Genomic DNA, 26,142 nt, shown 5'->3' on the forward strand with positions numbered 1-26,142 from the left:
GGTTGCAAAGCGGGCGATCCGCCGCCATCCAGCAACCCAATCCACGCAGGAGCAAGGCGATGCTGGGCATAGGCGGTTTCAAGCAGCGGATGGTCGATCCATCACGGGCGTTGCCGGGGCGCGACACGCCGATGCCGGTGCGCAACGTCCACCACGTGAACGGAAATCCCATCGCGGGCGAGTTCGCGGGAAGGCAGTCGGTGCAGTTCGGCATGGGCTGCTTCTGGGGTGCCGAGCGCAAGTTCTGGACGCTGCCCGGGGTGTTCACCACCGCGGTGGGCTATGCAGGCGGCATCACCCCGAATCCGACGTATCGCGAAGTGTGTTCCGGCGAGACCGGCCACGCGGAAGTGGTGCTGGTGGTGTACGACCCGGCGCAGGTGTCGTTCGATGCCTTGCTGAAGACGTTCTGGGAAAGCCACGACCCCACCCAGGGCATGCGCCAGGGCAATGATCTCGGCACTCAATATCGCTCCGCGATCTACTGCACCACGCAGGCGCAGTCCGATGCGGCCATCGCCAGCCGCGACGCCTACCAGAGTCGGCTTGTCGAGGCGTGCCTGGGCGAGATCACCACCGAGATCCTGTGCCCGGCGCCAGCGTTCTTCTACGCCGAGGACGAACACCAGCAATACCTGTCGAAGAATCCGATGGGTTATTGCGGGCTGGGTGGCACCGGCGTGAGTTGCGCGATCGGCACGCGCGCTTGATCACTGGCGGGTGATCGAACAGACGTAGACCACCTCGCAGGCTCCCCCGCCGCTGTCCTCGCGGGTGAGCGAGCTGCGCCAGCGCCAGCCATCCGGTGAATTGACCTGGACCAGCCAGCCGTCGATGCGCACCCGTTCGCCGGCTTCGACATCGCCCAAGGCTGCAGCCACCCTGTCATCGGCGGGGAGCATGTGCATGTTGGCGCTGCTGCGGATGATCTCGCCCAGCGGGATCGGCGGCTCGTGTTTCCAGCTGTAGCGGTACCAACGGCCGCCTTGGCTGATCTTCAGCTGCGCGAGCACGGCGTCCTCGGTCATCCGGCCCCAGCCCAATGCGAGGTCGGTGGGCGAGAACTCGGCTTCGCGGCCGATGCGATAGTCCTCGCGGCCGAGCACGCGCGCTTCGATGCTGAAACCGGCCAACGGCTGCAAGGTCGCGCCTTCCATCGACAGCGCCGGCATCGCCGACGGGATTTCACTTTGCAGCGGCGCAGCACCGCGCGCGACCAGTGGCGGCAACGGACATGCGCTGGTGTCCGCGCGAGTGATATCGGCGATCCTCGTGTTGTCCGGGATCGGCAAGGTCGGTGCGGGATTCGACAACCACCAGCCAAGCAGCAGGCAGCCCAGCACCGCGATCACGATCCAGCGCAGCGGCAATGCCATCGGCGTGACGCTCAGTCGACCTGTAGCTGCGCGCGGGCCAGCGTGCCTATCGTGCCGGCCAACTGCTGCAGGAACGCTTCCATCGCCGACGACTTGCGCCACACCAGGCCAATGCGCCGGCTCGGTGCGGGCTTGTCGAATTTCACCAGGCGAATGTTGGCGGGCTGGACGATGGGCGCATGCACGGACAGCGCCGGCAACAGGGTCACGCCGACGCCGGCGGCGACCATCTGCCTCAAGGTTTCCAGGCTGGTGGCACGGAATCCGGATTTCTCCTGTGCGCCGGAGAGTCGGCACACGTCCAGCGCCTGGTCGCGCAGGCAGTGGCCATCTTCCAGCAGCAGCAGGGTTTCATCGGAGAGTTCGTCGATGCCGAGCGACGTGCGCGATGCCAGTCCATGCCCCCGCGGCGCGGCCAGCACGAAGGGTTCATCGAACAGGAATTCAGTGTGCAACTGCTCGTCATGCACGGGCAGGGCGAGCAAAGCAGCATCCAGCCGGCCTTCGCGCAGGCGCTGCAGCAGCACGTCGCTTTTTTCCTCCACCAGCAGCAGTTCCAGTTGCGGGAAACGCTCGCGCAGTTGCGGCACCACGTGCGGCAACAGATACGGTCCCAACGTCGGGAACACGCCGAGTCGCAACGAGCCCGATTCCGGATCCTTGCTGCGGCGCGCGGCTTCGCGCATCTGATCCACGTCGGCCACGATCCGGCGCGCGCGCTGGACTACGTCCTGTCCGGTCGGGGTGAGCATGACCTTGCGCGGCGCGCGTTCGACCAGGGTCACGCCGAGTTCTTCCTCCAGCTTGCGAACCTGGGTGGACAGGGTCGGCTGGCTGACGAAGCAGGCATCCGCGGCCTTGCCGAAATGGCGCAGGTCGGCCAACGCAATCAGGTATTTCAGGTCGCGCAGGTTCATGCGCCGTCGATCATGCCGCAGCGGCTTCGGAATCGGCCAGTGGCGCGGAGTGGCGGATCAGGTGATCGAACGCGGACAGCGCCGCGGTGGAACCCGCACCCATCGCAACCACGATCTGCTTGAACGGCTCGGTGGTGGCATCGCCGGCGGCGAACACGCCCGCCAGGTTGGTGTGGCCGCGGTCGTCGATCACGATCTCGCCACGCGGGGTCAGCAGCACGGTGTCCTTCAGCCACTCGCTGTTGGGCAGCAGGCCGATCTGCACGAACACGCCGGCCACGTCGATCCGGTGCGCAACGCCGGTGCCGCGGTCGGTGTACTCCAGTGCCTGCAGCTTGCTGCCGTCGCCGGTGAAGGCGGTGGTCTGCGCGTTCACGTGCACGCTCGCGTTCGGCAGGCTGTAGAGCTTGCGCTGCAGCACGTCGTCGGCGCGCAGCTTGCCGTCGAATTCAAGCAGGGTGACGTGCTCGACCAAGCCGGCCAGGTCGATCGCCGCTTCCACGCCGGAGTTGCCACCGCCGATCACCGCCACGCGCTTGCCCTTGAACAGCGGGCCGTCGCAATGCGGGCAATAGGTGACGCCCCTGTTGCGGTATTCGGCTTCGCCGGGCACGCCGGTCTGGCGCCAGCGTGCGCCGGGGGCGAGCACCACGGTGCGGGCACGCAGGGTCGCGCCGCTTTCGAGTTCGATCCCGACGAAGCCGCCATCTTCGGTCGCCGGATGCAGCGCCTTCGCGCGTTGCGAGGTCACCAGCTCGACACCGTAGCTGCGCACATGCGCTTCCAGCGAAGCGGCCAGTTTCGGGCCTTCGGTGTATTCGACCGACGGGAAATTCTCGATCGCCATGGTGTCCAGCACCTGCCCACCGAAGCGCTCGGTGAGGATGCCGGTGCGGATGCCCTTGCGCGCGGCGTAGATCGCCGCCGCGGCACCGGCGGGGCCGCCACCGACGACCAGCACCTCATACGGCGCGGTGTCCTTCAATGCTTCGGCCGTGCGCGCGGCGGCGCCGGTATCGAGCTTGGCGAGCACCTGTTCGATGCTCATGCGGCCGGCATCGAACGGCTGGTCGTTGAGGTAGATCGTCGGCACCGACAGGATTTCGCGCGCTTCGACTTCGGCCTGGAACAGCCCGCCGTCGATGGCAACGTGGCGGATACGCGGATTCAGCACGCTCATCGCATTCAGCGCCTGGATCGTGTCCGGGCAGCTCTGGCAATGCAGCGACATGTAGGTCTGGAAGCTGTACTCGCCGGGTAATGCCCGCACCTGCGCAGCGAGCGCGTCGTCGATGCGCACCGGATGCCCGCCGACCTGCAGCAGGGCCAGCACCAGCGAGGTGAACTCGTGGCCCAGCGGGATCGCGGCGAAGCCGACTTCGATCGTGGTGCCGATGCGACGGATCAGGAACGACGGCTTTCGCGCATCGTCGCCCGTGGCGCGGGAAATCTTCGGCGACAGCGCAGCGATCTCGCCAAGCAACGTGTCGAGCTCGCGCGCGGCGTCGGAATCGTCAAGCGAGGCGACCAGCTCGATCGGCTGCTGCAGCTTCTCGAGGTAGGCGGCGAGTTGGGTCTTGAGGTCGGCGTCGAGCATGGCGAAATCCTCGTGCGATTCGGCCGCGCGTTGCACGCGGCGGTGATACGGAAAGGGCTGCGGCCAACCGCCCGCGAGGGGCTGGCCGGAGCCCTCTCCCGTGACGGGAGAGGGACGGACTGCGCGCGGCGACAGGACCGCGCGCAGTGGGGGGTCAGATCTTGCCGACCAGATCCAGCGACGGCTTGATGGTCTTGGCACCGTCGTTCCACTTGGCCGGGCAGACCTCGTTGGGGTGCTCGGCCACGTACTTGGCGGCCTTCAGCTTGCGCACGGTCTCGGTGACGTCGCGGGCGATCGCGTTGTCGTGGATCTCGGCGGTCTTGATCACGCCGTCCGGGTTGACGATGAAGGTGCCGCGCAGGGCCAGGCCGTCTTCTTCGATGTGCACGCGGAAGGCGCGGGTCAGCTGGTGGGTCGGGTCGGCGACCAGCGGGAACTGGGCCTTGCCGACCGCCGGCGAAGTCTCGTGCCAGACCTTGTGGCTGAAATGGGTGTCGGTGGTGACGATGTAGACCTCGGCGCCCAGCGCCTGGAACTCGGCGTAATGCTCGGCGGCGTCTTCGATCTCGGTCGGGCAATTGAAGGTGAAGGCGGCCGGCATGAAGATCAGCACGGACCACTTGCCCTTCAGGTCTTCGTCGCTGACGGTGATGAACGCGCCGTTCTTGTAGGCATTGGCCTTGAACGCCGGCACCTTGGAGTTGATCAGCGGACGCGGATGCAGGGTGACGCTGGAATCGAGCAGGGACATGGGAACCTCGTTGGGGGTTGGGGTGGTGTGCTGCAACGCGACAAATCTATCGAATACAGGGTTATCGATCAATGAAATTGATTATATCGTTTCGATAGTCAATCCCTATCGGCACGCGTCCAACCCGTCTTGAAAGTTGGCGATGCGACACTGTGGCGATGGATCCAGCCTCGATCACCCTCGCTGCGCTGCTGCGTCAGGCGGCCACCACCATTGATCGCGTCGATGCCGAATGGCTGCTGGCCCACGCCCTGCAAAAGCCGCGCAGCTGGCTATTCGCGCATGCGGACCAACCGGTGCCGGCCGATGTGGCCATGCGTTTCGCGGGCTTGTGCGCGCGCCGCCAGGCCGGCGAGCCGGTTGCCTACCTGACCGGAATGCAGGGTTTCTGGACGCTGGATCTCGCCGTTTCGCCGGCCACGCTGATCCCGCGAGCCGAGACCGAACTACTGGTCGAACTGGCGCTGGCGCGGATCCCGGTGGATGCCGGAGCGCGCGTTGCCGATCTCGGCACCGGCAGCGGCGCGATTGCACTCGCCATCGCGAAGGAACGATCGCGTGCAGCGGTTATCGCCACCGATGCCAGTGCCGCAGCGCTGGAGGTCGCGCGCGGCAATGCTGCGCGCAACCACATCGCCAATGTCGAATTCCGCGAAGGCGACTGGTTCGCGCCGCTTGCTGGAGAGACCTTCGACCTCATCGCCAGCAACCCGCCATATATCGCAGAAGGCGATCCGCATCTTGGCGAAGGCGATCTGCGCTTCGAGCCACCAACGGCGTTGTCGTCCGGCGCGGACGGGCTGGATGCGCTCCGCCGGATCGTCCGCGATGTGCCCTCGCACCTCGTCGCGGGCGGCTGGCTGCTGCTGGAACACGGCTGGGACCATGGCGCGGCCGTGCGCACGCTATTGGCCGAGGCTGGCTTCGTCGATGTCGAAATCGCGCAGGATCTCGAAGGCCGAGACCGCGTGAGCCTGGGCCGGGCGGGCTGCTGAACCCCGCGCGGTAGAATGCGGGCCCGACATCGCACGGACGCCCCCACCATGCGCACGCTGTATCCCGAGATCGCCCCTTACGACACCGGCACCCTGCAGGTCGACGACCGCCACACCCTGTATTGGGAACAGTGCGGCAACCCGAATGGCAAGCCGGTGGTGATGCTGCACGGCGGTCCCGGTGCCGGCTGCAACGACAAGATGCGCCGCTTCCACGACCCGGCGAAGTACCGCATCGTCCTGTTCGACCAACGTGGCGCGGGCCGTTCGACGCCGCACGCGGACCTCACCGACAACACCACGTGGGATCTCGTTGCCGACATCGAAAAGCTGCGCGAACTGCTGGGCATCGAGCGCTGGCAGGTGTTCGGCGGCAGTTGGGGTTCCACGCTGGCGCTGGCCTATGCCGAAACCCATCCGCAGCGGGTGACCGAACTGGTCCTGCGCGGCATCTTCATGCTGCGTCGCTGGGAACTGGAATGGTTCTACCAGGAAGGCGCGAGCCGGATCTTCCCGGATGCGTGGGAGCACTATCTGGCGGCGATCCCGCCGGTCGAGCGGCACGACCTGATCTCCGCGTTCCACCGTCGCCTCACTAGCGAGGACGAAGCCAGCCGTCTGGCCGCCGCCAAGGCCTGGAGCATCTGGGAAGGCGCGACCAGCTATCTGCACATTGATCCGGACTTTGCGACGAGCCACGGTGATCCGCGGTTCGCGCTGGCGTTCGCGCGCATCGAGAACCATTACTTCGTCAACGGCGGCTTCTTCGAGGTCGAAGACCAGTTGCTGCGCGACGTGGGTCGCATCCAGGACATCCCCGGCGTCATCGTCCATGGCCGCTACGATGTGGTCTGCCCGATCGCCAACGCCTGGGACCTGCACAAGGCCTGGCCGAAGGCGGAACTGGTGATTTCCGCCGCATCCGGCCATTCCGGCTTCGAGGCGGAGAACGTCGACGCGCTGGTGGCGGCGACGGATGGTTTCGCGAGTTAGTCGGCCGGCGAGCCATCCGGGTTGCGGTCGATCATCCACAACCCGGCCCACAGCTTGAGGTCGAGTTCGAAGCCTTCGGCCTGCTTGCGCATCAGCCAGGCCGGCGCTTCTTCGCGCGGCACCGCGTGCACGGTGATGTCTTCGCTGTCCACGCCGCCGCCATCGCCGACCTTGGTCAGGTCGCGCGCACGCACGAAGGCGATGCGTTCGTTGCTCATGCCGGACGATGTCGGGCCGACCAGCAGTACGTCGACGCGACCCGGCGACCAGCCGGTTTCCTCGATGAGTTCACGCCGCGCGGCATCGACCAGGGTGTCCTGCGCGTGGTCGTCGCCGACCAGCCCGGCCGGCATCTCGATGGTGCGCGCGCCCAGCGGGATGCGGTACTGCTCGACGAACAGGACTTCATCGGCGGGTGTCACCGCGATCACGATCACCGCCATGCCCTGGCCGTGGGTGCGCTCGCAGGCTTCCCAGTGGCCGATGCGGACCAGCCGCAGCCAGTCGCCTTCGTAGAGGGTGTGTTTGAGGTTCTGGCCCATGCTCTGATGCTAACGCAGGCGAATGGCGGTGATTACCGGTGCCGCCCTCGGCTCACCGGGCACCACCACCGCCCCGCCGGAAAGGGTTCGCCGCTTAGGCTCCGCATCCGGCTCCGATGCGCGGGCGCGCACCGTCCTTGGTGCGCTCGAACCCTTTCCGGCGGAGCGGCGGCGGTGTCCAACCCCTTCGTTTTTCACGCTGAGAGCCCCGCCGCGTCCACCAACCGCTTGCGCGTCAGCGGCCCGAAGCCCATCCAGTCCGACAGCGACGCCATTTCCTCGGCATCGCCGCGACCGCGCGCGAAGCCGCCTTCCGGCAACGGCGCATCCAGCGCGATGGTGGTCAGTTGCCGCCACAACAATGCGTGCTCGCGTTGCTCGCGCAGGCGCGTGGCCATGCCCGCCGCGCCGCGCAGGCGCAGGAACGGGACTTCGTCGATGCGCGCCAGCAGCGCGTCCAGCGATTCGAAATGCGCAAGCAGGATCGCGGCGGATTTCGCGCCGATGCCGCTGATGCCGGGAATGTTGTCGACCGCGTCGCCGGTCAAGGCGAGGTAATCGGCGATCTGGTGCGCGTGCACGCCGTGCCGTGCCTTGACGCCGTCGGCACGCCAGCGCACGCCCTTGGCGAAGTCGTATTGCTCATCGTCTGCCTGCAGCAGCTGCGACAGGTCCTTGTCGGCGGACACGATGACGCTGCGGAAACCGTCGCTGCGACCGACATGCACGGCGGTGCCGATCAGGTCGTCGGCTTCGTAATCGGTATGCGCCAGGGTCACCAGGCCCACTGCCTTGCACAGCGCCTTGCACCAGGCGAACTGGCGGCGCAGTTCCGGCGGCGCGGGATCGCGGTTGGCCTTGTAGGCCGGGTAGAGCGCATTGCGGAAACAGGAATCCAGCGACTCGTCGAAGGCGATCGCGATGTGCGTCGGCCGCTCGCGTTCCAGCAGCTCCAGCAGGAATCGGGCAAAACCCTGCACCGCATTGGTGGGCCAGCCGTCGGCGTCGTGGAATTCGTCCGGCATCGAGTGCCAGGCGCGGAACACGTACATCGAGGCGTCGACCAGATGGAGCGTATTCGTCGCCGGCATCGGCTGGCTCACGCCGGCGACCAGTCCGTGAGCAGCGACGTGGGATCCGGCCGTTCACGGTCCGGCACGTCGACTTGCGGCGTGCCAATCGCAATCGTGCCGACCAGCTGTTCGTCCGGCTGCAGGCCCAGCGTGTTCTCCAGCAACGGGCGGTCGTAACAGGGCCAGCCGGTCAGCCATTGCGCGCCGTAGCCTTCGGCCTGCGCGGCCTGCAGCAATAGCAGGCAGACGCAGGACGCGGTCGAAAACCGCTCGGAGACCGGGATCTTCTCGTCATCGCCCAGTTTCGCGATGACCGCGATGGTCAGCGGCGGCAGGGTGAAGCGGTTGCGCAGCTTCTCGATCGCGCCGTCGCCGGGGTTGGACTCGCGCTCCAGCAGGCGGGCGATGGTGGCGTCGGCCAGGGCCGTGCGGGCGTCGCTGGCGATGCGCAGGAACCGAAACGGCACTCGCTTGCCGTGGTCGGGCACGCGCGATGCGCTGCGCAGGATCCACTGCAGCTGGTTGTCGTCGGGGCCGGGCGCGGCCAGTTGCCGGGTCGGCACCGACAACCGGCTGTCGAGCGCGGCGAGGCTGAGCGTGGTCGGGGGCTTGGTCATGTCGTCATGGTAACGGTGCGTGACTGTATCCACCCGGCATTCGGTAGGATGCAGCCAGTGCAGCATGGGAGCGGGCGATGGCGGTGAACATTGGCGTGGCACGCGAGAGCGCAGCGGGCGAACGGCGGGTCGCATTGACCCCGGAAACCTGCAAGAAGCTCGTGGCCGCGGGCGCGACGGTGCGGATCGAATCGGGTATCGGCGATGGCGCGTATTTCCCCGACCAGGCCTATGTCGATGCCGGCGCGCATGTCACTGCACACCCGCGCGAAGGCGCCGACATCGTCCTCTGCGTGCAGCCGCCGTCGGTCGCCGCGATCGCTTCGTTGAAATCTGGCGCGGTACTGGTCGGCAGCCTGCAGCCGCAGGCCGACCCCGCGCGAGCCGAGGCGATCACCTCTCGCGGCATCGTCGCCTTCCCGCTGGAAAAGCTGCCGCGCACCACCCGTGCGCAGGCGATGGACGTGCTCAGTTCGCAGGCGGGCATGGCCGGTTACAAGTCGGTATTGATCGCCGCGCAACTGGCACCGCGCTTCTTCCCGATGCTCACCACCGCCGCCGGCACGATCCGTCCGTCGAAGGTGCTGATCGTCGGCGCGGGCGTGGCCGGGTTGCAGGCGATCGCCACCGCCAAGCGCCTCGGTGCGTCGGTGGAAGGTTTCGATGTGCGCCCGGAGACCCGCGAGCAGATCGAATCGCTGGGCGGCAAGTTCCTCGACCTCGGCGTATCCGCAGCGGGCGAGGGCGGTTACGCACGCGCGCTCACCGACGAGGAACGCGCACTGCAGCAGCAGCGCCTGGCCGATCACCTGAAGGGTATCGACGTGGTCGTCTGCACCGCGGCGGTGCCGGGGCGCCCGGCGCCGAAGATCATCAGCGCGGCGATGGTGGCCGGGATGAAGCCGGGCAGCGTCGTCGTGGACCTCGCCGCGGAAACCGGCGGCAACTGCGAACTCACCCAGCCGGGCGAGACCATCGACAGCAAGGGCGTGACCATCGCCGGTCCGCTCAACCTGGCCTCGATGGGCGCGCAGCACGCCAGCGAGATGTACGCCCGCAACGTCTACAACTTCGTCAGCCTGCTGTTGAAGGACGGCGCACTGGCGTTCGACTGGGACGACGAGTTGCTGGCGAAGACGGTGTGGCCGGAGCGCGCACCGAGCGCTGTCTGATCATTCGCGCTGGCGCCGCTCCGGGGCCGGATGCGCTTTCAGCCAATCGGTCTTCTGTTGCGGCGTCTTCTGCCGCCACTGCGCCATGAACGCCTTGCGCTGCTCCTTGTCCATGCCGCGCATGGCATGGAACAGCGCACGCGCTTCGCTGCGTTGCTCGGGCGACATGTGTTCCCAGCGCTGCATGCCGTGGCCGGCGCGGTCGCGCTGCTCGCGCGGCATCGACGTCCAGCGCTGCGCGCGTTCGGCCATGCGTGCGCGTTCGTCGGGATTGCGGTTCCAGCGCTCGCGCAAGGGCGCAATCAGGGCGTCCCGTTGGGTCGGGGTGAGCTGATCCCATTCGGGATACTGCATGGCCACGGTGGCGGACTGCCCGAAGGCGAAGGCAGGCCAAAGGGACAAGGCAAGGACGGTGAGGCGGATCGTGCGGTTCATCGGTTACTCCATCGCGATCTGCTGGGCATCAGCGGATGCCAGCCACGCGTAGAACTCGGGGTCTTCGTCGAGCATGGTGGTGTCGGTGGTCGACGCCTGGGTGGATGCCAAGCCGCTGGCGGTGGGACTGACCGGTGCCGGCGTGAGTCCGAACTGCAGGCCGATGGCCAGCGCGCAGAGGGCGGCGAAACCGGCCGCGGCGTAGCGCAGGCCGCCGCGTGCCGGGGCAGTGCGCTCGCCGCGCAGGACGGCATTGCGTCGCTGGACGAGTTGCGCGCGCACCCGTGGGGAAATGCGTTCGACCGCGGTCGCATGCTGGTCGCGCAGCGCCTCGTCGAAACGGGCGTCGTCGCCGGGGCGCATTTCATCGGGATGGGTGTTCATCGGAATTCCTCCAGTTGCCGCTGCAGCGCCTCGCGGGCGCGCGAAAGATGCGTCTTGACCGAGCCTTCGCTGCAGCCCATGACGCGGGCGGTATCGGCCACGTCCAGTTCTTCCAGCACGCGCAGGGTGAAGGCCTCGCGCTGGCGGGTCGGCAGCGTGCGCAGGGCCTCGCTGATCCGCGACCACGCCTCGCGGCTGTCGTGGCTGCGCGAGGGATCGGGCCCGTCATCCGCCCAGTCGATCGGTTCGCCGTCCTTGTCGGTGCTGCCGGGGATGAGCCAGCGCAAGCGGAACAGGCCGCGCCGCTGGATGTCGACGATGCGGTTGCGCAGGATGCTCCAGAACAACGGGCTCCATTCCGATGCCGGCCGGTCGCGGTAGCCGAGCATCTTCATCATCGAGTCCTGCACCGCGTCCAGCGCGTCCTCGCGATGGCGCAGGCCCAGTTCGGCGAAGCGGAACGCACGCCCGTCGATCCCCGCCAGGAATTGCTCCAGCGAAGTAGGCAGGGCGGCGGGGGCGACAACATCCGTCGGCTCCGGTTCGTTGTTGAGGGCGTCTTCCACCTGGCCTAGCTTAGCGGCGACGAACAGCATGTCGGGCACTCTCGGGGCATCGCGTGCCGGGCATGGCACAGGAAGGATCGGCGGGCGTCACGACATGCAAAACGCCCATGTGGCGCGTCGGTTGACAGCGGGCACAAGCGCGCGGGCCGTGGTTATGATGCGGGCAGGCGATCGGGGAGAGGCTTCGTGGGCGACGGATTCGTGGCGCTGTACATCTTCATGCTGGCGGCGATCGCCGGCGACGTGATCATCTCGCGGGTGCCGGTGATCCTGCATACGCCGCTGATGTCCGGCTCCAACTTCATCCACGGGATCGTGCTGATCGGTGCGATGGTGGTGCTGGGACACGCCGATACGCCGCTCGAGAAGGCGCTGGGCTTCCTCGCGGTGCTGCTGGGCGCGGGCAATGCCGCCGGCGGCTACGTGGTCACCGAACGCATGCTGGAAATGTTCAAGCCGTCGCAGAAGACGGAGCCGAAGGCATGAGCCTGCTGGTGCTGGTGAAGCTGAGTTATTTCGTCGCGGCGACGTTGTTCCTGCTCGGCCTGCAGCGCATGGCCAGCCCGAAGACCGCGCGTAGCGGCATCCAGTGGGCCGGCGTGGGCATGCTGATCGCGACTCTTGCCACCTTCTTCCTGCCGGGGCTGCACAACATCGGCCTGATGATCGCGGCGATCGTCATCGGTGTGGCGCTCAACTGGGCCTGGGGCAAGAAGGTGGCGATCACCGACATGCCGCAGATGGTCGCCTTGTTCAACGGCATGGGCGGCGGTTCCGCGGCGGGGATCGGCGCGGTCGAACTGGTGCGCTGGTCGGCGGCCGGGCAGTCGCCGGGGATGGTGCCGGGCGTGCTGGCGGTGCTGGGGTCGCTGATCGGTGCGGTGTCGCTGACCGGTTCGGTGATCGCCTGGGCCAAGCTCGACGGGCGGATGGACAAGCGCTACACCTTCCCCGGCCAACAGTGGTTCAACGCGGCGGTTGCGCTGGCGGCGGTGGTGTGCGGGGCGATGGCCCTGCAGACCCTGGCGATGCCGTGGATCGTCGCGTTCTTCGTGCTGGCGCTCGCCCTTGGCGTGCTGATGACGTTGCCGATCGGCGGCGCCGACATGCCGGTGGTGATTTCGCTCTACAACGCATTCACCGGCCTGGCGGTGGCGTTCGAGGGCTACGTGCTGGGCAACGAAGCGCTGATCATCGCCGGCACCATGGTCGGCGCGGCCGGCATGCTGCTGACCCGGCTGATGGCCAAGGCGATGAACCGCAAGATCAGCAATGTGCTGTTCTCCGACTTCGGCGGCAGCAGCGGGGAAATGCAGGAGATCGGCGGCTCGATGAAGCCGATCGAGGCCGCCGACGTGGCCGCGATGATGGCCTATGCCGAGCGTGTGGTGATCGTGCCGGGCTACGGCATGGCGGTGGCGCAGGCGCAGCACAAGATCTGGGAACTGAGCCAGCGCCTGATGGAGCGCGGGGTCAAGGTCAAGTTCGCGATCCACCCGGTCGCCGGGCGCATGCCGGGGCATATGAACGTGTTGCTGGCCGAAGCCGGTGTCCCTTACGACCTGATCGCCGACATGGACGATATCAACCCGGAATTCGCCAATACCGACGTCTCGCTGGTGATCGGTGCCAACGACGTGGTCAATCCGGTCGCCAAGACCGATCCGGCATCGCCGATCTACGGGATGCCGATCCTCGACGTGGTGAACTCGAAGAACACCATCGTCATCAAGCGCGGCAAGGGCACCGGGTTCGCCGGCATCGAGAACGCCCTCTTCTATGCCGACAACACGCGGATGCTCTACGGCGATGGCGCGGGCGTGGCCAGCGCGCTGGTCAGCGAGCTGAAGGCCCTCGACGGCGGGCACTGAACCCCGCCGCCAGCGCGACCAGCAAACCAGCGATGTAAAAGGCCAGATCCAGCGGCGAGTTCGCCATCTTCAACAGCGTCCAGGCATGGTCCGCGCCGAGCATCAGCGCGGATTCCCACGGGCGCAGGCCGAAGCTCTTGCCCAGTTCGCCTGCTGCGATCCCGAAATTCGCCAGGACAACGGCCGCGGCGGTGGCCGCGAACGCCCAGCCTGCGCGACTGGCACCGGCCGGCCAGCGGGCGATCCCCAGCAGCAATACCATGTCCATCGCAGCCAGGACTGCCAGCCAGGCGCATTGGCGCTCGAAAAACAGCGCCGCCAATACCCACGCGGAGACGAATCCCAGCATGCCCAGCGCCAGCAAGGGCAGGGCGAACCAGCGTGGTGTGGGGGTGGCGTCGATGGTCATGGGCGGTCCGCGGAGGTCGCGCATCATACCCAGCGGGCAAAGGGACTAGAATGGTACGGATTCCACCGTCCAGTCTTGCCCATGTATTCCCGCAGCAGCGAACCCGTCCGTTTCGAGCGCGATTGCGCCGCCGTCCTGGTACCGGCAGGCGACGAAGTCACCCTTCCGGCCGGCACCGTGGGTTACATCACCCAGTCGCTGGGCGGTAGCTGGACGGTGTTCGTGGAAGGCAACCTGATGCGCATTGCCGGCAAGGACGGCGATGCCATCGGCAAGGAGCCACCGGCGCCGATCGCGCTTCCGGAAGGTGCCAGCGACGAGGACGTGGAAGCGCTGGTTTGGTCGCAATTGCGGACCTGCTTCGACCCGGAGATTCCGGTCAACATCGTCGAGCTCGGCCTGGTCTATTCGGCCGAAGTGCGTCCACGGGACGAGGGCGGGCGCATGGTCGAGGTGCGCATGACCCTGACCGCACCCGGCTGCGGCATGGGTGAGGTGCTCATTGATGACGTGCGCAGCAAGCTTGAAATGATCCCGACCGTCGCCGAGGCCGACGTCGAGCTGGTGTTCGACCCGCCATGGGGGCGTTCGATGATGTCCGAGCTGGCCAAGCTCGAAACCGGGATGCTCTGAGGCTCGTCATCGCCACACTTAAGGTGACCGGTGTCACTGCGTCCGTGACCATCGACACAGGCCTGTTGCGTCACTTTTTGCCCCTGCAAGTCAGCGCATTTCCGTGCTGCCACGCAGCACGCAATGCGTAAAACGGCCGTTCAGGGATGTGGATGCTGCGATGTAGCAATCCACGAAATGGCTCTGGAACGCCATTGACTACGTATGCAAGATCGCATATTGCCGATCGTTATATGCATATTCCCGACCTCGCTTGACGGTCGATAGTCTCCGCCGCAACTGTCCGGATCGCTTCGGGAACGGTTCAGCTTGCCGGGGCGATCCGCGATTCATTAGACCCCTGCAGGGGGCAGCGCGGAGAGCAGGAGTTGTCATCCCATCCGTCGCGCTGCGCGGCGATCCAAAAACATCACCACTAGGGGTAGTGCCAGTGAATCGTTCCAGCCGAATCAACATGCTCGCCACCGCCATCGCGCTCTCTCTCGTCGCGACCGGCGCCCAAGCGGCGGGCAAGGTCGACCTGCACAAGCGTGACGTCGCCCAGCTCAAGCAGCAGTACCAGTCCCGCATCGCCACCCAGGGCGTGGCCGACATGGCGCATCGCCGGCATGCCCAGTTCATGGCCGCCGATGCCGGCACCACGCTGTTGATGCGCAAGCAGCGCACGGACCGTGGCGTCCGCAATTACCGTTACGACCAGGCGTGGCGCGGCATCCCGATCTTCGGCCAGGACGTGGTCGTGAGCGAAGACGGCGCGGGCAACGTCCGCACCATGTTCGGCAACCTGATCTCGGGCCTGGACCAGGACATCGCCTCGACCACCCCCCGCCTGGGGAGAGCTGCCGCGCTGGTCGCCGGCAAGCGTGCCGGCCTGGGCAACAGCATCTCCGGCATGCTGACCCAGCGCGAGACCAACGATCTGGTGGTCTTCATCGATGACGCCGGCCGCGGCCACCTGGCCTACAAGGTCTCGTTCTTCGCCGACGGTGCCGGCGCGCCGATGCGCCCGGTGGTCATCGTCGATGCCAACAACGGCCGCGTGCTCAAGCAGTGGGACAACCTGCAGCATGCCCTGGTCGGCACCGGCCCCGGCGGCAACACCAAGACCGGCCAGTACGAGTACGGCACCGACTTCGGCAAGCTGGATGTGGCGCAGAGCGGCAGCACCTGCACCATGAACAGCGCCAACGTGAAGACGGTCAACCTCAACAATTCGACCAGCAACACCAGCAATACGGCGTTCTCGTACACCTGCCCGCGCAACACGGTGAAGGCCATCAACGGCGCGTATTCGCCGCTGAACGATGCCCACTACTTCGGCAACGTGATCTACAACATGTACCAGGCCTACATCGGGCAGGCACCGCTGACCTTCCAGCTGACCATGAAGGTGCACTACCGCACCAGCTACGAGAACGCGTTCTGGGACGGCGCCGCGATGACCTTCGGCGACGGCGCCAGCACCTTCCACCCGCTGGTCAGCCTGGATGTCTCCAGCCACGAGGTCTCGCACGGTTTTACCGAGCAGCAGTCCAACCTGACCTACTCCGGCCAGTCCGGCGGCATGAACGAAGCGTTCTCCGACATGGCCGGCGAAGCCGCCGATTTCTACATGCGCGGCAGCAATGACTGGCTGGTCGGTGCTGACATCTTCAAGGCCGCGGGCGCCCTGCGCTACATGAACAACCCGCCGCAGGACGGTTCGTCCATCGACCACGCTTCCGACTTCACCAGCGGCATGGACGTGCATTACAGCTCGGGCGTCTACAACAAGGCGTTCTACCTGCTGGCGATCAAGCCGGGCTGGGGCACGGTCAAGGCGTTCCAGGTGTTCGCCCGCGCCAACCGCGACTACTGGACCGCGAGCAGCACCTTCAACCAGGGCGCCTGTGGCGTGCAGACGGCGGCCACCGACCTCGGTTTCACCGTAGCCGATGTCACCGCGGCGTTCACCTCCGTCGGCGTCAGCTGCTCGGGCGGCGGTGGCGGCGGTGGCAGCACCGGCGGCGCACTGACCAAGGGCGTGGCCGTGACCGGCATCAACCAGACCGCGGGCAACGCGGTGAACTACACCATGGTCGTGCCTGCCGGTGCCACCAACGTGACGTTCACCATGTCCGGCGGGACCGGCGATGCCGACATGTACGTGAAGCTCGGCAGTGCGCCGACCGACTCGTCCTACGACTGCCGTCCCTACAAGTCCGGCAATGCCGAGGCCTGCACGTTCGCGAGCTCGACCGGCGGGACGTACTACATCCGTCTGAAGGCCTACTCCGCATTCTCCGGCGTGAGCCTGATCGGCAACTACACGACCGGCGGCGGTGGCGGCAGCCCGCAGACGTATACCAACGGCACCGACTACAGCATCCCGGACAACAACAACACCGGCATCACCAGCACCATCAACGTCTCGGGCCGTTCGGGCAATGCCCCCAGCAACACGCAGGTGGCGGTGAACATCGTCCACACCTACAGCGGTGACCTGATCGTCGAGCTGCTGGCGCCGGACAACACGGTGTACACGCTGCAGAACCGCACCGGTGGCAGCGCGGACAACGTCGTGAAGACCTTCACCACCAACCTGTCCAGCGAGACGATCAACGGCGCCTGGAAGCTGCGCGTGAAGGATCGCGCCGGCTCCGATACCGGCTACATCAACAGCTGGTCCATCACGATGTGATCCGCGGTCCGCAAGGACCACGTTCCATCCGATGCATCGACAACCCCGGTTCGCCGGGGTTGTTTTTTTCCACCCATCGAAACCCTGGCGCGCCTGCGCGCCGGACAGGACAGGAGTGTCTCCATGATCCGGAAAAGACTGCTGCAAGGCTTGCTGCTGGCGTCCTCCCTAGTCGCCGGAACGGCGATGGCGGGAGATGGCGATGGCACGTATGCGCGTGCGCATTCCCGCGCCGAGCTGGCATCGATGCACCTCGAGGACGATCCCGATGCGAAGGTCTACATCGTCACCTCGAACAGCACCTATCAGCGCGTGCGCAACATGGTCCGCAACGGCGTTGCCCGCTCGGACAGCCTTGGCCAGCCGCTGGTGCTCGCCGAAATCCGTGCCGGACAGTTGAGCGCGCTCAGCGAAGATATCCATGCGATGGAAAAGCGCTGCGGCGGCTATTTCGCCTTCGCCACGCGCGCTGCCGCGGAAGCCTTCCTGCGTGCAGACCGGGCAGCTTCAGCGGTCGGTCGCTCGCTGGCGGCGAGCTACACCCTCGACAACCAGGCCACCGTGAGTCCCTGGCTGCCGCAAGTCGCGGCGGCGAACATCCAGCAGACGATCACCCAGTTGCAGGGCTACCAGAACCGCTACTACAGCAGCCCGACCGGCAAGACCTCGGCGGAGTGGATCCGCGGCACCTGGCAGGCGCTCGCGAACGGTCGGAGCGATGTCAGCACCGAACTGTTCGCCTGCGGCACGTGTTCCACCCAGCCCTCGGTGATCCTGACCATCCAGGGTAGCGACCTGCCGAACGAAGTCGTGGTGCTGGGCGCGCACCTGGATTCGATCAGCGGCAGCGGCAGCAACACTGCAGTGGCACCGGGCGCGGACGATGATGCATCCGGCATCGCGACCCTGACCGAAACCCTGCGGATCGCGCTGGCCAATGGCTGGAAGCCCAAGCGCACGGTCAAGTTCATGGGTTATGCGGCAGAGGAAGTGGGCCTGCGCGGCTCCAACGCGATCGCGACATCGTTCAAGAACGCGGGCACCAATGTGGTCGGCGTGTTGCAGATGGACATGACCAACTACCAGTCGGGATCGGCGACGGCCATGCGCCTCATCACCGACTATTCCAACGCGGACCTGAAGACCTTCTTCAACCAGTTGTTCGATGCCTATCTGGTGCCGCTCGGTTACACCCGCGGCACCTACACCTGCGGATACGGCTGCTCCGACCATGCCTCGTGGACCAGTGCCGGCTATCCGGCGGCGATGATGTTCGAGGCCGGCACCGCCAGCGGCGGTTCCAACCCGAACATCCACACCACCGCCGATACCTTGGCGAGCATGGGCAACACGGCCCAGCCCAGCGTCAAGTTCGTCCAGTTCTCGCTGGCCTTCCTCGGCGAGTTGGCCAAGACCCAGGGCACGGGTGGCGGTGGCAGCGGCGACGCATTGAGCAACGGCGTGGCCAAGCCGATTTCCGGCGCGAACGGCAGCAGCCAGGTGTGGACGCTGGCGGTGCCGACGGGTGCGACCGCGCTCAAGTTCGTCAGCGACGGCGGCAGCGGCGATGCCGACATGTACGTCAAGTTCGGCAGCGTGCCGACGACGACCAGCTACGACTGCAAGGCGGACGCCAGCGGCAATGCCGGCACCTGCAATATCGCGACCGCGCAGGCGGGTACCTACCGGGTGTTGATCAAGGCTTACAGCGCCTTCTCCGGCGCGACCCTCACCGGAAGCTATACCGCCGGCGGCGGTGGCGGCACGACCCAGACTTACAGCAACGGCACCGATGCCAACATCCCGGACAACAACGCCACCGGCATCACCAGCACCATCACCGTGTCGGGTCGTTCGGGCAACGCGCCGAGCAACACCCAGGTGGCGGTGAACATCGTCCACACCTACAGCGGCGACCTGGTCGTCGAGCTGCTGGCCCCGGACAACACCGTGTACACGTTGCAGAACCGCACCGGCGGCAGCGCGGACAACATAGTCAAGAGCTTCACGGTCAATCTGTCCAGCGAAACGATCAACGGTGCCTGGAAGCTGCGGGTGAAGGATCGCGCCAGCACCGATACCGGCTACATCAACAGCTGGAGCATCACGATGTGATCCGCTGCCCGCAAGGACCACGACCCATCCGATGCATCGACAACCCCGGTTCAGCGGGGGGCTTCCTGGGATCGTTTGCAGAGGGTGGGGGCTGCCTTGCACACGGTCAGTTGGGGAATGACGCATTCGCTGCCGCCGTTCTGCAAGCGCTCCTGCGACGGCCACGCTTGCAAATTGCTGCATGCGACTTACCTGCGGTAAACGACGGTGCTAACTTGCCCCTTGGCGTGGCCATTCCGGTCATGCGGGAGACGTGCGAATGAAGATGCAGGGCCTCATGATGGTGGTGCTCGCCGGCGCTACCCTGCTTGGCGCATCCACGCTGATCGCAACCCATCGCCCGCACGCTATCCCTGCGCTCGGCGTGCATGCGGCAGAGCGCACGCAGGCCGGGCATGCTCGCGTACACCATGATGTCGCCGCTGAAGTCGATGCAAGCCTGGCTTCGCTGCCCCTGGACGGGAACCCGTTCGCACCGGTCTACATCGTCACTTCGCGCAAGACGTGGAACGGCATTCGCGGCTTCGCACGCAACGGGGCGGTGCGGCGCGACAGCGTTGGCGAGACGCTGGTGGTATCGGAGATCGCCGCGAGTCAGCTTAGCCGGGTCAGCAAGTACGTCCACGAGGTCGAAGCACGCTGCGGCGGGTATTTCGCATTCGGCAGCCGCCGCGAGGCGGATGCCTTCATCCGTTCGGATCGAGCGCGGGTGGGTATGCAGGCGCTGGCTGCGGACTACACCATCGACAATGCCACGATCGTGCAGTTGTGGATGCCGCAGGTCGTCGAGGCCAACATCTACGACACCATCAACCACCTGTCGAGCTACCAGAATCGCTATTACGCCAGTGCGACCGGCAAGTCCTCCGCGGAATGGATTCGCGGCCACTGGCAGGCGTTGGCGGGCGCGCGCACCGACGTGAGCACCGAGCTGTTCACCGAGTGCGGCAATTGCGCCACGCAGCCATCGGTGATCCTCACCATCCAGGGGAACGAGCTCGCCGACGAGATCGTGGTGCTCGGCGGCCACCTGGATTCGATCAATTCCGCCGGCGGGGGCGTCAACCAGCTTGCGCCTGGCGCCGACGACGATGCCTCCGGCATCGCCACCCTGACCGAAATCATCCGGGTGGCGCTGGCCAGCGGTTGGCGGCCGAGGCGGACCGTCAAGTTCATGGGCTATGCCGCCGAGGAAGTCGGTCTGCGTGGCTCGCGGGCCATCGCGGAATCGTTCCGCAACAGCGGCAAGAACGTGGTGGGCGTGCTGCAACTGGACATGACCAACTACAAGTCAGGGGCGGTCGATGACATGCAGCTGATCACCGACTACTCGAACGCCGGGCTGAAGGACTTCGTGGTCGACCTGTTCGATACCTACCTGGCGCCGACCGGCCTGACCCGCACCGCCTACGCCTGCGGCTACGGCTGCTCCGACCACGCATCGTGGACCGCCTCCGGCTACCCGGCGGCGATGATGTTCGAGGCCGGCGACAGCAACGGCTACTTCCCTTACATCCACACGAGCGGCGATACCCTGGCCAACATGGGCGAATCCGCCGAGCACAGCATCAAGTTCGCCCAGCTGGGCCTGGCCTTCCTGGCCGAGTTGGGCAAGAACGCGAACACCTGGCGGGCTGACTGCCGCCTGCCACCGAAGGTCGTCGTGAACTGACCGGCACCCCCGGTGCGCGGCGTCAGCGGTTACGGTTGCAGGGCTTCGAAGCGGTTCGCGTCGACGTTCTTGCGGACCTTCGCCGGATCCCAGATGCGCCCGTTCATTGCGATGTAGCTACCCGGCGGCAGCGATTGCACCGCCCCAACCGCGCAACCGATGTTGAACTCCGCGTCGGAGCCCTCGAAGCGCGCCGGGCTCAGCGCGCCGGTCAGCACGATGGTCTTGCCCTCGATGCCTGCGAGCACGCGGGCGGTCTCGACCATGCTGTCGGTGCCGTGGGTCACCAGCACGCAGGCTTCGTCCTGCGCGGCGATGGTGGCGCGCAGCAACTGGCGGTCGGAGTCGTCCACGAACAGCGAGTCCTTGCGCAGCAGCGGGATCACGTGGAAGCGGAACGCCACGCCGAGTTCCTGCAGCATGCGTCCGATCTGCGGGTCGCCGACCTGGTAGTCGGATTTCGCGTCGAAGTACACCTTGTCGATGGTGCCGCCGGTGGTGACGATCAGCAGGTTGTCCATGCGCGGATTGTCCGCCAAAACTCCTCGCGGCGACACCGTTCGGTCAGCGCGACTGCTCCAGCGCGGCACGCAGCGGATCGAGCAGCGCGCCGTACGCGGACGCACGGGCGGTGTCGTGGCGCAGCGGCTGGCGCACTTGTGCCGCGCTGGCAGTGCGCACGTTCCGCCGCGCCTCGTGCGATGTCAGGCAGGCCGGGTCGAAGCGCAAGCCGCAGTCGTCCAGCAGCGCGCGGATGCGCGATTCCGGATCGGCCAGCAGATCCTCGTATCGATGCAAATGAATTCGCGCCGGCGCTCGCCCGCGGAAGACATCCATTGCGCGTTCGCTGCCCTGGATGTGCGCGGCGATGTCGCCGAGGTCGTTGCCGAAATGCGGCTGACTGTAGAACTGCTGCTTGAAGCACGACCACGCGGTTTCCAGCGGATCGCGACGGGTCTCGATGACGCTGGCACCGGGCAGCATCGCGCGGAGGATGCCGGCGTGCTTCCAGTTTTCCGGCAGCTTGTCGGTGAAGCGTGGCTTGTGCGCACGCCAGCGTGCGGTGCGGGCCAGGTAATCGCGGCCCAGCCGATGCCAGTCGGCTGCCGTGGCCTGCGGCACCCATTGCGGATACGCCACGCCGCGTCGGATCGATTCCTGCTGGATGACGATGCCGAGATATGGCAATTCACTGGCACCTTCCACGTCGGGATGCGCTGCCAGCACCTGCTCGAACAGCGTCGACCCCGAGCGCGGTTGGCCGACGATGAAGATCACCTGGCGGCCCAGATCGGCATCGATCGGAGCGGGCAATGCTTCCGTTGCCGTGAGCGCGCGCGCGACGAATTGCTCGAACGCCTGCCGGCTCCACGGCGTCAAGCGCTTTTGCAGGGCATTCGCGGCGATGAAGGCCGCATGCGCATCGGCGTGGCGGCCCTGGTCTTCGTGCAGCTTGCCCAATGCGTGGCCTATCGCCACGCGGTCGCTGTCGGCGATGTCTCGGCGCTGCAGCTGCGTTTCCAGCATCCGCGCATCGTCGGTGTCGAGCGCGCGGGTCTTGATGTTGGACAGGCCGCGCCAGGCATCGCCGCAGGCGGGCTGCAGGCGCAATGCGTCGCGATACTGCGATACCGCTTCATCGAAGCGACCGGCATGCACCAGCGCGTCGCCCAGCAGGATCTTCGCCGGCAACATGTCCGGTGCGTGCGTGATCGCCTCGCGCAGGGCGGCGATGGCCTCATCGGTGCGGCCGAGTTGCTGCAGATTGCGGCCCAGGTTGAACCACGGCATCGGTTGCGCGGGCTCGAGTTTGCAGGCGCGATGCCAACTGGCCAATGCCGTGTCGATGTCGCCGCATGCGGACTGCACGGTGCCCAGGTCGCAGTGCAGCAGCGCATCGTCCGGCGTGAGGGTCAACGCACGCTGCAGGGTCTGCATCGCCATCGGTGCACGGCGCGTGTGCAGTTGCAGGATCGCCAGGTAGCGCAGCGGTTCCGGGTGTGAAGGTGCCTGTGCACCGGCTCGCAGCAGGAGCGGCTCCGCGCGCTGCGGCTGGCCGTCGCGCAATGCCCGCGCACCGGCATGCACCAACTCGATCACTGCCGGCGGCAAGCCGGCCATGCGCGGATCGAAGCTCATTCCGCCTTGCCGGACGTCTTCTCGCGCCGCGCGCGCGCGCCTGGCAGGCAGGCGGCATAGATGATGGCGAGGGAAAGCGCGACTTCCAGCAAGGCCATCGCGCGTTGCCCGGGTTCGGACCATGCCAGCATCACTCCGTGGCAGAACCACAGCAATGCCAGTACGCCGGCGACGAAGCCCGCGCGATGCCAACCACGCCACGCGGCGATCGCCAGCAGGAACGGCGGCAACGCGAACACCAGCAGGCCGGTCAGCAGGTGCGCATCGCGCGCGAACCAGACAATGAAGAACGCGGCCAGTGCGAGCAGCGCGAAGACCAGCGGGCGCGACGTGCTCATGCCTGCAGCCGCCTGGCGAGATCAGCCACGCGCCGGCCAAGCGCACGCGCCAGCACGGCTTCGTCATCGCTCAGTTCCGGGTCGTCCTGCGCCCCGGCGACGTGGCTCGCGCCATACGGCGTGCCGCCGCTGCGGGTGGTGCTGAGCGCGGGTTCGGTGAACGGGATGCCGCTGATCACGCAGCCGTGGTGCAGCAGCGGCACCAGCATGGTCAGCAGGGTCGATTCCTGGCCGCCGTGCATGGTCGCGGTGGAGGTGAACACCGCCGCCGGCTTGCCGTCCAGGGTGCCGCTGGCCCATTCGGCGCCCAGGGTGTCGATGAAGTGCTTCATCGGCGCCGCCATGTTGCCGAAGCGGGTCGGGCTGCCGATCAGCAGGCCGACGCACTCGGCCAGGTCGCGTTTGTCGACGTAGGGCGCGCCTTCTTCGGGTTCCGGCGGGCTGGCGATTTCGGTGATGGGTGCCACCGGCGGTACCGTGCGCAGCCGTGCCTGCATGCCCTCAACTTCGCCGATGCCGCGCGCGACCTGGCGCGCGAGTCGCGCCACGGAGCCGCCACGGCTGTAGTACAGGACCAGGATCTCGGGCATGCCGCACGCCGTCGGGAAAGAGTGTGAAGCATAGGCGATGCGGCACACGGCATGCGGCCAGAACAGGGCATCGGTTAGGCTTGCTCGATGGAGCCGCTGGATTCCCTCAACCGCTGGAGCGACCGCTTGCGCGACCGTGCGCGTGCCGGCAGCTTTGGCCGCTTCGTGCTGAAGCGTTTCCTCGGTGACCGCCTGTTCGAGGCCGCCGGCGCGCTGTCGTACACCACGGCGTTCGCGCTGGTGCCGCTGTCGATGGTGGTGTTCGGCGTGCTCTCGGCGTTCCCGGTGTTCAACCAGTGGAGCGAGAGCCTGACCAGCTACATCTTCGCCAACTTCGTGCCCAGCGCGGCGAAGGCGGTGTCCGGCTACCTCACCGATTTCTCCGCCAACACCAGCAAGCTCACCGCCGCTGGCGCGCTGGCGCTGATCGTGTCGTTGCTGGTGACCCTGACCAGCGTGGAGGCGGTGTTCAACCGGATCTGGCGGGTGCCGACCGCGCGTCCCAAGTTCAGCCGATTCCTGGTGTACTGGACCGTGCTGACCCTGGGCGCATTGGTCGCCGCCACCAGCCTGGCGCTGCTCACCCGGTTTTTTGCGCTGGCGATCTTCGAGACCATTCCCGGTCGCTGGCTGGAGGCCCTGCTGTTGCGGGTGACGCCGATGGCGATCGAATTGCTCGCCTTCGCCGCGATCTTCAAGGTCGTGCCGCACCGCACGGTGAAGTGGCGGCATGCGTTCGCCGGCGCGGCCTTGTCGGTGTTCCTGTTCGAATGCGTGAAGTCGGGCCTGGCCCTGTACCTGGGCAGCTTCGATTCGTACCAGAAGATCTACGGTGCCATCGCCTTCGTGCCGATCCTGATGCTGTGGATCTTCCTGGGCTGGACCTCGATCCTGTTCGGTGCGTCGTTCGCCTCGTCGATGTCCGCGTTCCGCTACCAGCCGGTGGCGTTGCGCTTGCCGCATGGCTACGAGTTGTATGGCCTGCTGCGCATGCTGGGTCGCTTCCAGCAGGCGCGCGCGGGCGGCAAGGGCTTGCACAGCGACGAGATCCAGCAGCTGGAGCCGATCCTCACCGACAGCCTGATCCAGGACCTGCTGGGGCAGATGGCCGCGATCAACGTGGTCAGTCGCGCGGAAAGTGGAGAATGGCTGCTGGCCCGCGATCTCGATGATGTCACCTTGGGCGAGCTGTACGAGGCCGCGCACCTGCGCGTGCCGGTCGCCGAAGCGCACCTGCCGCATCACGACGATGCGCTGGGTATCGCGGTGATGGAGGTGATCAACGGCCTGCGCATGCCGCTGCGCGACTTGCTGAAGCAGCGCGTGTCCTGCGTCTACGAACGCATTCCCGGAGAGTGAGCATGCTGCGCAATATCGTCATTCGGCTTGCGCTGATCGCGCTGGCGACAACCGCGGGCTGCAAGCGCGAAGCCCCTGCCGCTGTACCGGTGGCCGCTGCGCCGGTCGCCATGCCGCAGGCCGCTGCGCCCGAACCGGCCGCCGCGACCAATGCCAAGTTCCCGTCGTTGAAGGTGACCTCACTGGACGGCAACGCCTTCGACCTGGCCGCGCAGCGCGGCAAATGGGCCATCGTCAATTTCTGGGCGACCTGGTGCGGGCCATGCCTGAAGGAAATGCCGGAGCTGTCCGCGCTCGACGCCATGCGCGAACACATCGTGGTGGTCGGCCTGGCCTACGAAGACACCACCGAGGACGCGTTGCGCGCCTTCCTGGTGAAGCATCCGGTGGTCTATCCGATGGCGCTGATCGATGTTTACAACCCGCCGGCCGATTTCGACACCCCGCGCGGCCTGCCGTTCACCTACCTGATCGGCCCCGATGGCGCGGTGGTGAAGAAGTACACCGGCCCGGTCAGCGCGCGGATGCTGGAAGAAGACATCGCCGCGGCGGGCGGTCCCACGGCAGGCTGAGATGCCGACGGCGCGGTTCATCGTTCGTGGCAAGGTGCAGGGCGTGTGGTTCCGCGCTTCGACCCGCGATGAAGCGGCGCGACTTGGCCTGAGCGGGCACGCTCGCAATCTCGCCGATGGCAGCGTCGAAGTGCTGGCCATCGGCGATGCCGCCGTCATCGACGCACTGCAACGCTGGCTGCACGCGGGACCGCCGCTGGCGCGGGTCGATACTGTCTTCCGTGAGAATTTGCCGGTGGATTCGTTGACGAAACGCAACGACTTCGCGATCGGGTGACTTTCACATGAGCGTGTCCGGCCCCGTCTTGCGCCTTCGTTATGCAAGAATCGGGGCAGGGGCCGG

General features: G+C 66.6%; 28 protein-coding genes. 13 read left to right on the forward strand and 15 right to left on the reverse strand.

The genetic code is table 11. The annotated features are described in order from the left end of the window. Positions 1-59: 59 nt before the first annotated feature. Positions 60-710, forward strand: a complete 651-nt coding sequence (gene msrA / locus H9L16_RS08855; RefSeq protein WP_187551373.1) for a peptide-methionine (S)-S-oxide reductase MsrA — start codon at positions 60-62, stop codon at positions 708-710. Here msrA and H9L16_RS08860 read toward each other — a convergent pair whose 3' ends face one another. From H9L16_RS08860 to ahpC, 4 genes are all read right to left on the reverse strand, one after another. Further along, positions 711-1,376: a hypothetical protein gene (locus tag H9L16_RS08860; protein WP_187551374.1), complete on the reverse strand. Its 666-nt coding sequence runs from the start codon at positions 1,374-1,376 to the stop codon at positions 711-713. It lies immediately after the preceding gene. Between the two features lie 11 nt (positions 1,377-1,387). Then, positions 1,388-2,293: a DNA-binding transcriptional regulator OxyR gene (gene oxyR, locus H9L16_RS08865; RefSeq protein ID WP_187551375.1), complete on the reverse strand. Its 906-nt coding sequence runs from the start codon at positions 2,291-2,293 to the stop codon at positions 1,388-1,390. Between the two features lie 10 nt (positions 2,294-2,303). Further along, complete coding sequence (ahpF, locus tag H9L16_RS08870) at positions 2,304-3,890, reverse strand: alkyl hydroperoxide reductase subunit F (RefSeq protein ID WP_187554122.1); 1,587 nt, start codon at positions 3,888-3,890, stop codon at positions 2,304-2,306. Positions 3,891-4,044: 154 nt separating this feature from the next. After that, on the reverse strand, positions 4,045-4,644 hold the full coding sequence (gene ahpC / locus H9L16_RS08875) for an alkyl hydroperoxide reductase subunit C (protein ID WP_187551376.1): 600 nt from the start codon (positions 4,642-4,644) through the stop codon (positions 4,045-4,047). Between the two features lie 152 nt (positions 4,645-4,796). Between ahpC and prmC the strand changes: the two genes are divergently transcribed. Both prmC and pip read left to right on the forward strand, forming a co-directional pair. Continuing rightward, the gene (gene prmC, locus H9L16_RS08880; RefSeq protein WP_187551377.1) at positions 4,797-5,639 is read left to right on the forward strand and encodes a peptide chain release factor N(5)-glutamine methyltransferase; all 843 of its coding nucleotides are present in this window, start codon (positions 4,797-4,799) and stop codon (positions 5,637-5,639) included. A gap of 48 nt (positions 5,640-5,687) precedes the next feature. Then, positions 5,688-6,632 (forward strand): prolyl aminopeptidase, encoded by a 945-nt coding sequence (pip, locus tag H9L16_RS08885; RefSeq protein ID WP_187551378.1) that lies wholly within the window; start codon positions 5,688-5,690, stop codon positions 6,630-6,632. Here pip and H9L16_RS08890 read toward each other — a convergent pair. The 3 genes from H9L16_RS08890 to H9L16_RS08900 form a co-directional block, all read right to left on the reverse strand. Further along, on the reverse strand, positions 6,629-7,174 hold the full coding sequence (locus H9L16_RS08890; RefSeq protein ID WP_187551379.1) for an NUDIX hydrolase: 546 nt from the start codon (positions 7,172-7,174) through the stop codon (positions 6,629-6,631). The two genes, pip and H9L16_RS08890, sit on opposite strands and share 4 nt — an antisense overlap. A 194-nt stretch (positions 7,175-7,368) precedes the next feature. Further along, positions 7,369-8,265, reverse strand: coding sequence for a 5'-3' exonuclease (locus H9L16_RS08895; protein WP_187554123.1), 897 nt, complete (start codon positions 8,263-8,265; stop codon positions 7,369-7,371). An 8-nt stretch (positions 8,266-8,273) separates the two neighbouring features. Beyond that, the gene (locus H9L16_RS08900) at positions 8,274-8,864 is read right to left on the reverse strand and encodes a nitroreductase family protein (protein WP_187551380.1); all 591 of its coding nucleotides are present in this window, start codon (positions 8,862-8,864) and stop codon (positions 8,274-8,276) included. Positions 8,865-8,941: 77 nt separating this feature from the next. On the opposite strand from H9L16_RS08900, the gene H9L16_RS08905 reads away from it, so the two are divergent. Next, complete coding sequence (locus H9L16_RS08905; protein WP_187551381.1) at positions 8,942-10,036, forward strand: NAD(P) transhydrogenase subunit alpha; 1,095 nt, start codon at positions 8,942-8,944, stop codon at positions 10,034-10,036. Here H9L16_RS08905 and H9L16_RS08910 read toward each other — a convergent pair whose 3' ends face one another. The 3 genes from H9L16_RS08910 to H9L16_RS08920 are packed head-to-tail and all read right to left on the reverse strand — an operon-like array spanning position 10,037 to position 11,451. Next, positions 10,037-10,471 (reverse strand): DUF3106 domain-containing protein, encoded by a 435-nt coding sequence (locus H9L16_RS08910; protein ID WP_187551382.1) that lies wholly within the window; start codon positions 10,469-10,471, stop codon positions 10,037-10,039. Between the two features lie 3 nt (positions 10,472-10,474). After that, entirely contained in the window at positions 10,475-10,855 is a 381-nt protein-coding gene (locus H9L16_RS08915) for a hypothetical protein (protein WP_187551383.1), read from the reverse strand. Then, positions 10,852-11,451 carry an RNA polymerase sigma factor gene (locus H9L16_RS08920; RefSeq protein WP_187551384.1) on the reverse strand — a complete coding sequence of 200 codons (600 nt, stop codon included), beginning with the start codon at positions 11,449-11,451 and terminating at the stop codon, positions 10,852-10,854. The genes H9L16_RS08915 and H9L16_RS08920 overlap by 4 nt, the downstream gene beginning before the upstream one ends. Before the next feature lie 156 nt (positions 11,452-11,607). Here H9L16_RS08920 and H9L16_RS08925 point away from each other — a divergent pair, with 156 nt between their 5' ends. Continuing rightward, a complete protein-coding gene (locus tag H9L16_RS08925; RefSeq protein ID WP_187551385.1) occupies positions 11,608-11,907 on the forward strand; it encodes an NAD(P) transhydrogenase subunit alpha part 2 in 300 nt (99 codons plus the stop codon). Then, positions 11,904-13,292 carry an NAD(P)(+) transhydrogenase (Re/Si-specific) subunit beta gene (locus tag H9L16_RS08930; RefSeq protein ID WP_187551386.1) on the forward strand — a complete coding sequence of 463 codons (1,389 nt, stop codon included), beginning with the start codon at positions 11,904-11,906 and terminating at the stop codon, positions 13,290-13,292. The genes H9L16_RS08925 and H9L16_RS08930 overlap by 4 nt, the downstream gene beginning before the upstream one ends. On the opposite strand, the gene H9L16_RS08935 is transcribed toward H9L16_RS08930, so the two are convergent. Continuing rightward, the gene (locus H9L16_RS08935; protein WP_187551387.1) at positions 13,258-13,701 is read right to left on the reverse strand and encodes a hypothetical protein; all 444 of its coding nucleotides are present in this window, start codon (positions 13,699-13,701) and stop codon (positions 13,258-13,260) included. The two genes, H9L16_RS08930 and H9L16_RS08935, sit on opposite strands and share 35 nt — an antisense overlap. Before the next feature lie 81 nt (positions 13,702-13,782). On the opposite strand from H9L16_RS08935, the gene sufT reads away from it, so the two are divergent. The 4 genes from sufT to H9L16_RS08955 all read left to right on the forward strand — a co-directional run bounded on the left by sufT (position 13,783) and on the right by H9L16_RS08955 (position 20,801). Continuing rightward, complete coding sequence (sufT, locus tag H9L16_RS08940; RefSeq protein WP_187551388.1) at positions 13,783-14,334, forward strand: putative Fe-S cluster assembly protein SufT; 552 nt, start codon at positions 13,783-13,785, stop codon at positions 14,332-14,334. Positions 14,335-14,788: 454 nt separating this feature from the next. Beyond that, positions 14,789-17,014: a M4 family metallopeptidase gene (locus H9L16_RS08945; protein WP_187551389.1), complete on the forward strand. Its 2,226-nt coding sequence runs from the start codon at positions 14,789-14,791 to the stop codon at positions 17,012-17,014. 123 nt (positions 17,015-17,137) lie between these two features. Then, positions 17,138-19,129, forward strand: a complete 1,992-nt coding sequence (locus H9L16_RS08950) for a M20/M25/M40 family metallo-hydrolase (protein ID WP_187551390.1) — start codon at positions 17,138-17,140, stop codon at positions 19,127-19,129. A gap of 259 nt (positions 19,130-19,388) precedes the next feature. Next, positions 19,389-20,801, forward strand: coding sequence for a M20/M25/M40 family metallo-hydrolase (locus H9L16_RS08955; RefSeq protein WP_187551391.1), 1,413 nt, complete (start codon positions 19,389-19,391; stop codon positions 20,799-20,801). Between the two features lie 29 nt (positions 20,802-20,830). Here H9L16_RS08955 and H9L16_RS08960 read toward each other — a convergent pair whose 3' ends face one another. Genes H9L16_RS08960 through wrbA form a run of 4 tightly spaced genes read right to left on the reverse strand, consistent with a single transcriptional unit; the run spans position 20,831 to position 23,868 of the window. Beyond that, positions 20,831-21,322 (reverse strand): asparaginase domain-containing protein, encoded by a 492-nt coding sequence (locus H9L16_RS08960; RefSeq protein WP_187551392.1) that lies wholly within the window; start codon positions 21,320-21,322, stop codon positions 20,831-20,833. Between the two features lie 43 nt (positions 21,323-21,365). Next, entirely contained in the window at positions 21,366-22,940 is a 1,575-nt protein-coding gene (locus H9L16_RS08965; protein ID WP_229796609.1) for a tetratricopeptide repeat-containing sulfotransferase family protein, read from the reverse strand. Further along, positions 22,937-23,278, reverse strand: a complete 342-nt coding sequence (locus tag H9L16_RS08970; RefSeq protein ID WP_187551393.1) for a DUF2069 domain-containing protein — start codon at positions 23,276-23,278, stop codon at positions 22,937-22,939. The genes H9L16_RS08965 and H9L16_RS08970 overlap by 4 nt, the downstream gene beginning before the upstream one ends. Then, positions 23,275-23,868 carry an NAD(P)H:quinone oxidoreductase gene (wrbA, locus tag H9L16_RS08975; RefSeq protein WP_187551394.1) on the reverse strand — a complete coding sequence of 198 codons (594 nt, stop codon included), beginning with the start codon at positions 23,866-23,868 and terminating at the stop codon, positions 23,275-23,277. Before wrbA ends, H9L16_RS08970 begins: the two co-directional genes overlap by 4 nt. Before the next feature lie 87 nt (positions 23,869-23,955). On the opposite strand from wrbA, the gene H9L16_RS08980 reads away from it, so the two are divergent. From H9L16_RS08980 to H9L16_RS08990, 3 genes are read left to right on the forward strand one after another with little or no spacing between them, the layout of a single operon-like run. Beyond that, complete coding sequence (locus tag H9L16_RS08980) at positions 23,956-25,227, forward strand: YihY family inner membrane protein (RefSeq protein WP_187551395.1); 1,272 nt, start codon at positions 23,956-23,958, stop codon at positions 25,225-25,227. A 14-nt stretch (positions 25,228-25,241) separates the two neighbouring features. Further along, the gene (locus H9L16_RS08985; protein ID WP_425507263.1) at positions 25,242-25,799 is read left to right on the forward strand and encodes a TlpA family protein disulfide reductase; all 558 of its coding nucleotides are present in this window, start codon (positions 25,242-25,244) and stop codon (positions 25,797-25,799) included. Position 25,800: 1 nt separating this feature from the next. Continuing rightward, positions 25,801-26,076, forward strand: a complete 276-nt coding sequence (locus H9L16_RS08990; RefSeq protein WP_187551397.1) for an acylphosphatase — start codon at positions 25,801-25,803, stop codon at positions 26,074-26,076. The last annotated feature ends 66 nt before the right edge of the window (positions 26,077-26,142 follow it).

This window comes from Thermomonas carbonis (assembly GCF_014396975.1).
Lineage (GTDB): Bacteria > Pseudomonadota > Gammaproteobacteria > Xanthomonadales > Xanthomonadaceae > Thermomonas > Thermomonas carbonis.

What these genes read in the sequence shown, in the direction of transcription:
- msrA (WP_187551373.1), top strand. Translation starts at nt 60, where the DNA reads ATGCTGGGCATAGGCGGTTTCAAGCAGCGGATGGTCGATCCATCACGG.
- H9L16_RS08860 (WP_187551374.1), bottom strand. Translation starts at nt 1,376, where the DNA reads ATGGCATTGCCGCTGCGCTGGATCGTGATCGCGGTGCTGGGCTGCCTG.
- oxyR (WP_187551375.1), bottom strand. Translation starts at nt 2,293, where the DNA reads ATGAACCTGCGCGACCTGAAATACCTGATTGCGTTGGCCGACCTGCGC.
- ahpF (WP_187554122.1), bottom strand. Translation starts at nt 3,890, where the DNA reads ATGCTCGACGCCGACCTCAAGACCCAACTCGCCGCCTACCTCGAGAAG.
- ahpC (WP_187551376.1), bottom strand. Translation starts at nt 4,644, where the DNA reads ATGTCCCTGCTCGATTCCAGCGTCACCCTGCATCCGCGTCCGCTGATC.
- pip (WP_187551378.1), top strand. Translation starts at nt 5,688, where the DNA reads ATGCGCACGCTGTATCCCGAGATCGCCCCTTACGACACCGGCACCCTG.
- H9L16_RS08890 (WP_187551379.1), bottom strand. Translation starts at nt 7,174, where the DNA reads ATGGGCCAGAACCTCAAACACACCCTCTACGAAGGCGACTGGCTGCGG.
- H9L16_RS08895 (WP_187554123.1), bottom strand. Translation starts at nt 8,265, where the DNA reads ATGCCGGCGACGAATACGCTCCATCTGGTCGACGCCTCGATGTACGTG.
- H9L16_RS08900 (WP_187551380.1), bottom strand. Translation starts at nt 8,864, where the DNA reads ATGACCAAGCCCCCGACCACGCTCAGCCTCGCCGCGCTCGACAGCCGG.
- H9L16_RS08905 (WP_187551381.1), top strand. Translation starts at nt 8,942, where the DNA reads ATGGCGGTGAACATTGGCGTGGCACGCGAGAGCGCAGCGGGCGAACGG.
- H9L16_RS08910 (WP_187551382.1), bottom strand. Translation starts at nt 10,471, where the DNA reads ATGAACCGCACGATCCGCCTCACCGTCCTTGCCTTGTCCCTTTGGCCT.
- H9L16_RS08915 (WP_187551383.1), bottom strand. Translation starts at nt 10,855, where the DNA reads ATGAACACCCATCCCGATGAAATGCGCCCCGGCGACGACGCCCGTTTC.
- H9L16_RS08920 (WP_187551384.1), bottom strand. Translation starts at nt 11,451, where the DNA reads ATGCTGTTCGTCGCCGCTAAGCTAGGCCAGGTGGAAGACGCCCTCAAC.
- H9L16_RS08930 (WP_187551386.1), top strand. Translation starts at nt 11,904, where the DNA reads ATGAGCCTGCTGGTGCTGGTGAAGCTGAGTTATTTCGTCGCGGCGACG.
- H9L16_RS08935 (WP_187551387.1), bottom strand. Translation starts at nt 13,701, where the DNA reads ATGACCATCGACGCCACCCCCACACCACGCTGGTTCGCCCTGCCCTTG.
- sufT (WP_187551388.1), top strand. Translation starts at nt 13,783, where the DNA reads ATGTATTCCCGCAGCAGCGAACCCGTCCGTTTCGAGCGCGATTGCGCC.
- H9L16_RS08945 (WP_187551389.1), top strand. Translation starts at nt 14,789, where the DNA reads ATGCTCGCCACCGCCATCGCGCTCTCTCTCGTCGCGACCGGCGCCCAA.
- H9L16_RS08950 (WP_187551390.1), top strand. Translation starts at nt 17,138, where the DNA reads ATGATCCGGAAAAGACTGCTGCAAGGCTTGCTGCTGGCGTCCTCCCTA.
- H9L16_RS08955 (WP_187551391.1), top strand. Translation starts at nt 19,389, where the DNA reads ATGAAGATGCAGGGCCTCATGATGGTGGTGCTCGCCGGCGCTACCCTG.
- H9L16_RS08960 (WP_187551392.1), bottom strand. Translation starts at nt 21,322, where the DNA reads ATGGACAACCTGCTGATCGTCACCACCGGCGGCACCATCGACAAGGTG.
- H9L16_RS08965 (WP_229796609.1), bottom strand. Translation starts at nt 22,940, where the DNA reads ATGAGCTTCGATCCGCGCATGGCCGGCTTGCCGCCGGCAGTGATCGAG.
- H9L16_RS08970 (WP_187551393.1), bottom strand. Translation starts at nt 23,278, where the DNA reads ATGAGCACGTCGCGCCCGCTGGTCTTCGCGCTGCTCGCACTGGCCGCG.
- wrbA (WP_187551394.1), bottom strand. Translation starts at nt 23,868, where the DNA reads ATGCCCGAGATCCTGGTCCTGTACTACAGCCGTGGCGGCTCCGTGGCG.
- H9L16_RS08980 (WP_187551395.1), top strand. Translation starts at nt 23,956, where the DNA reads ATGGAGCCGCTGGATTCCCTCAACCGCTGGAGCGACCGCTTGCGCGAC.
- H9L16_RS08990 (WP_187551397.1), top strand. Translation starts at nt 25,801, where the DNA reads ATGCCGACGGCGCGGTTCATCGTTCGTGGCAAGGTGCAGGGCGTGTGG.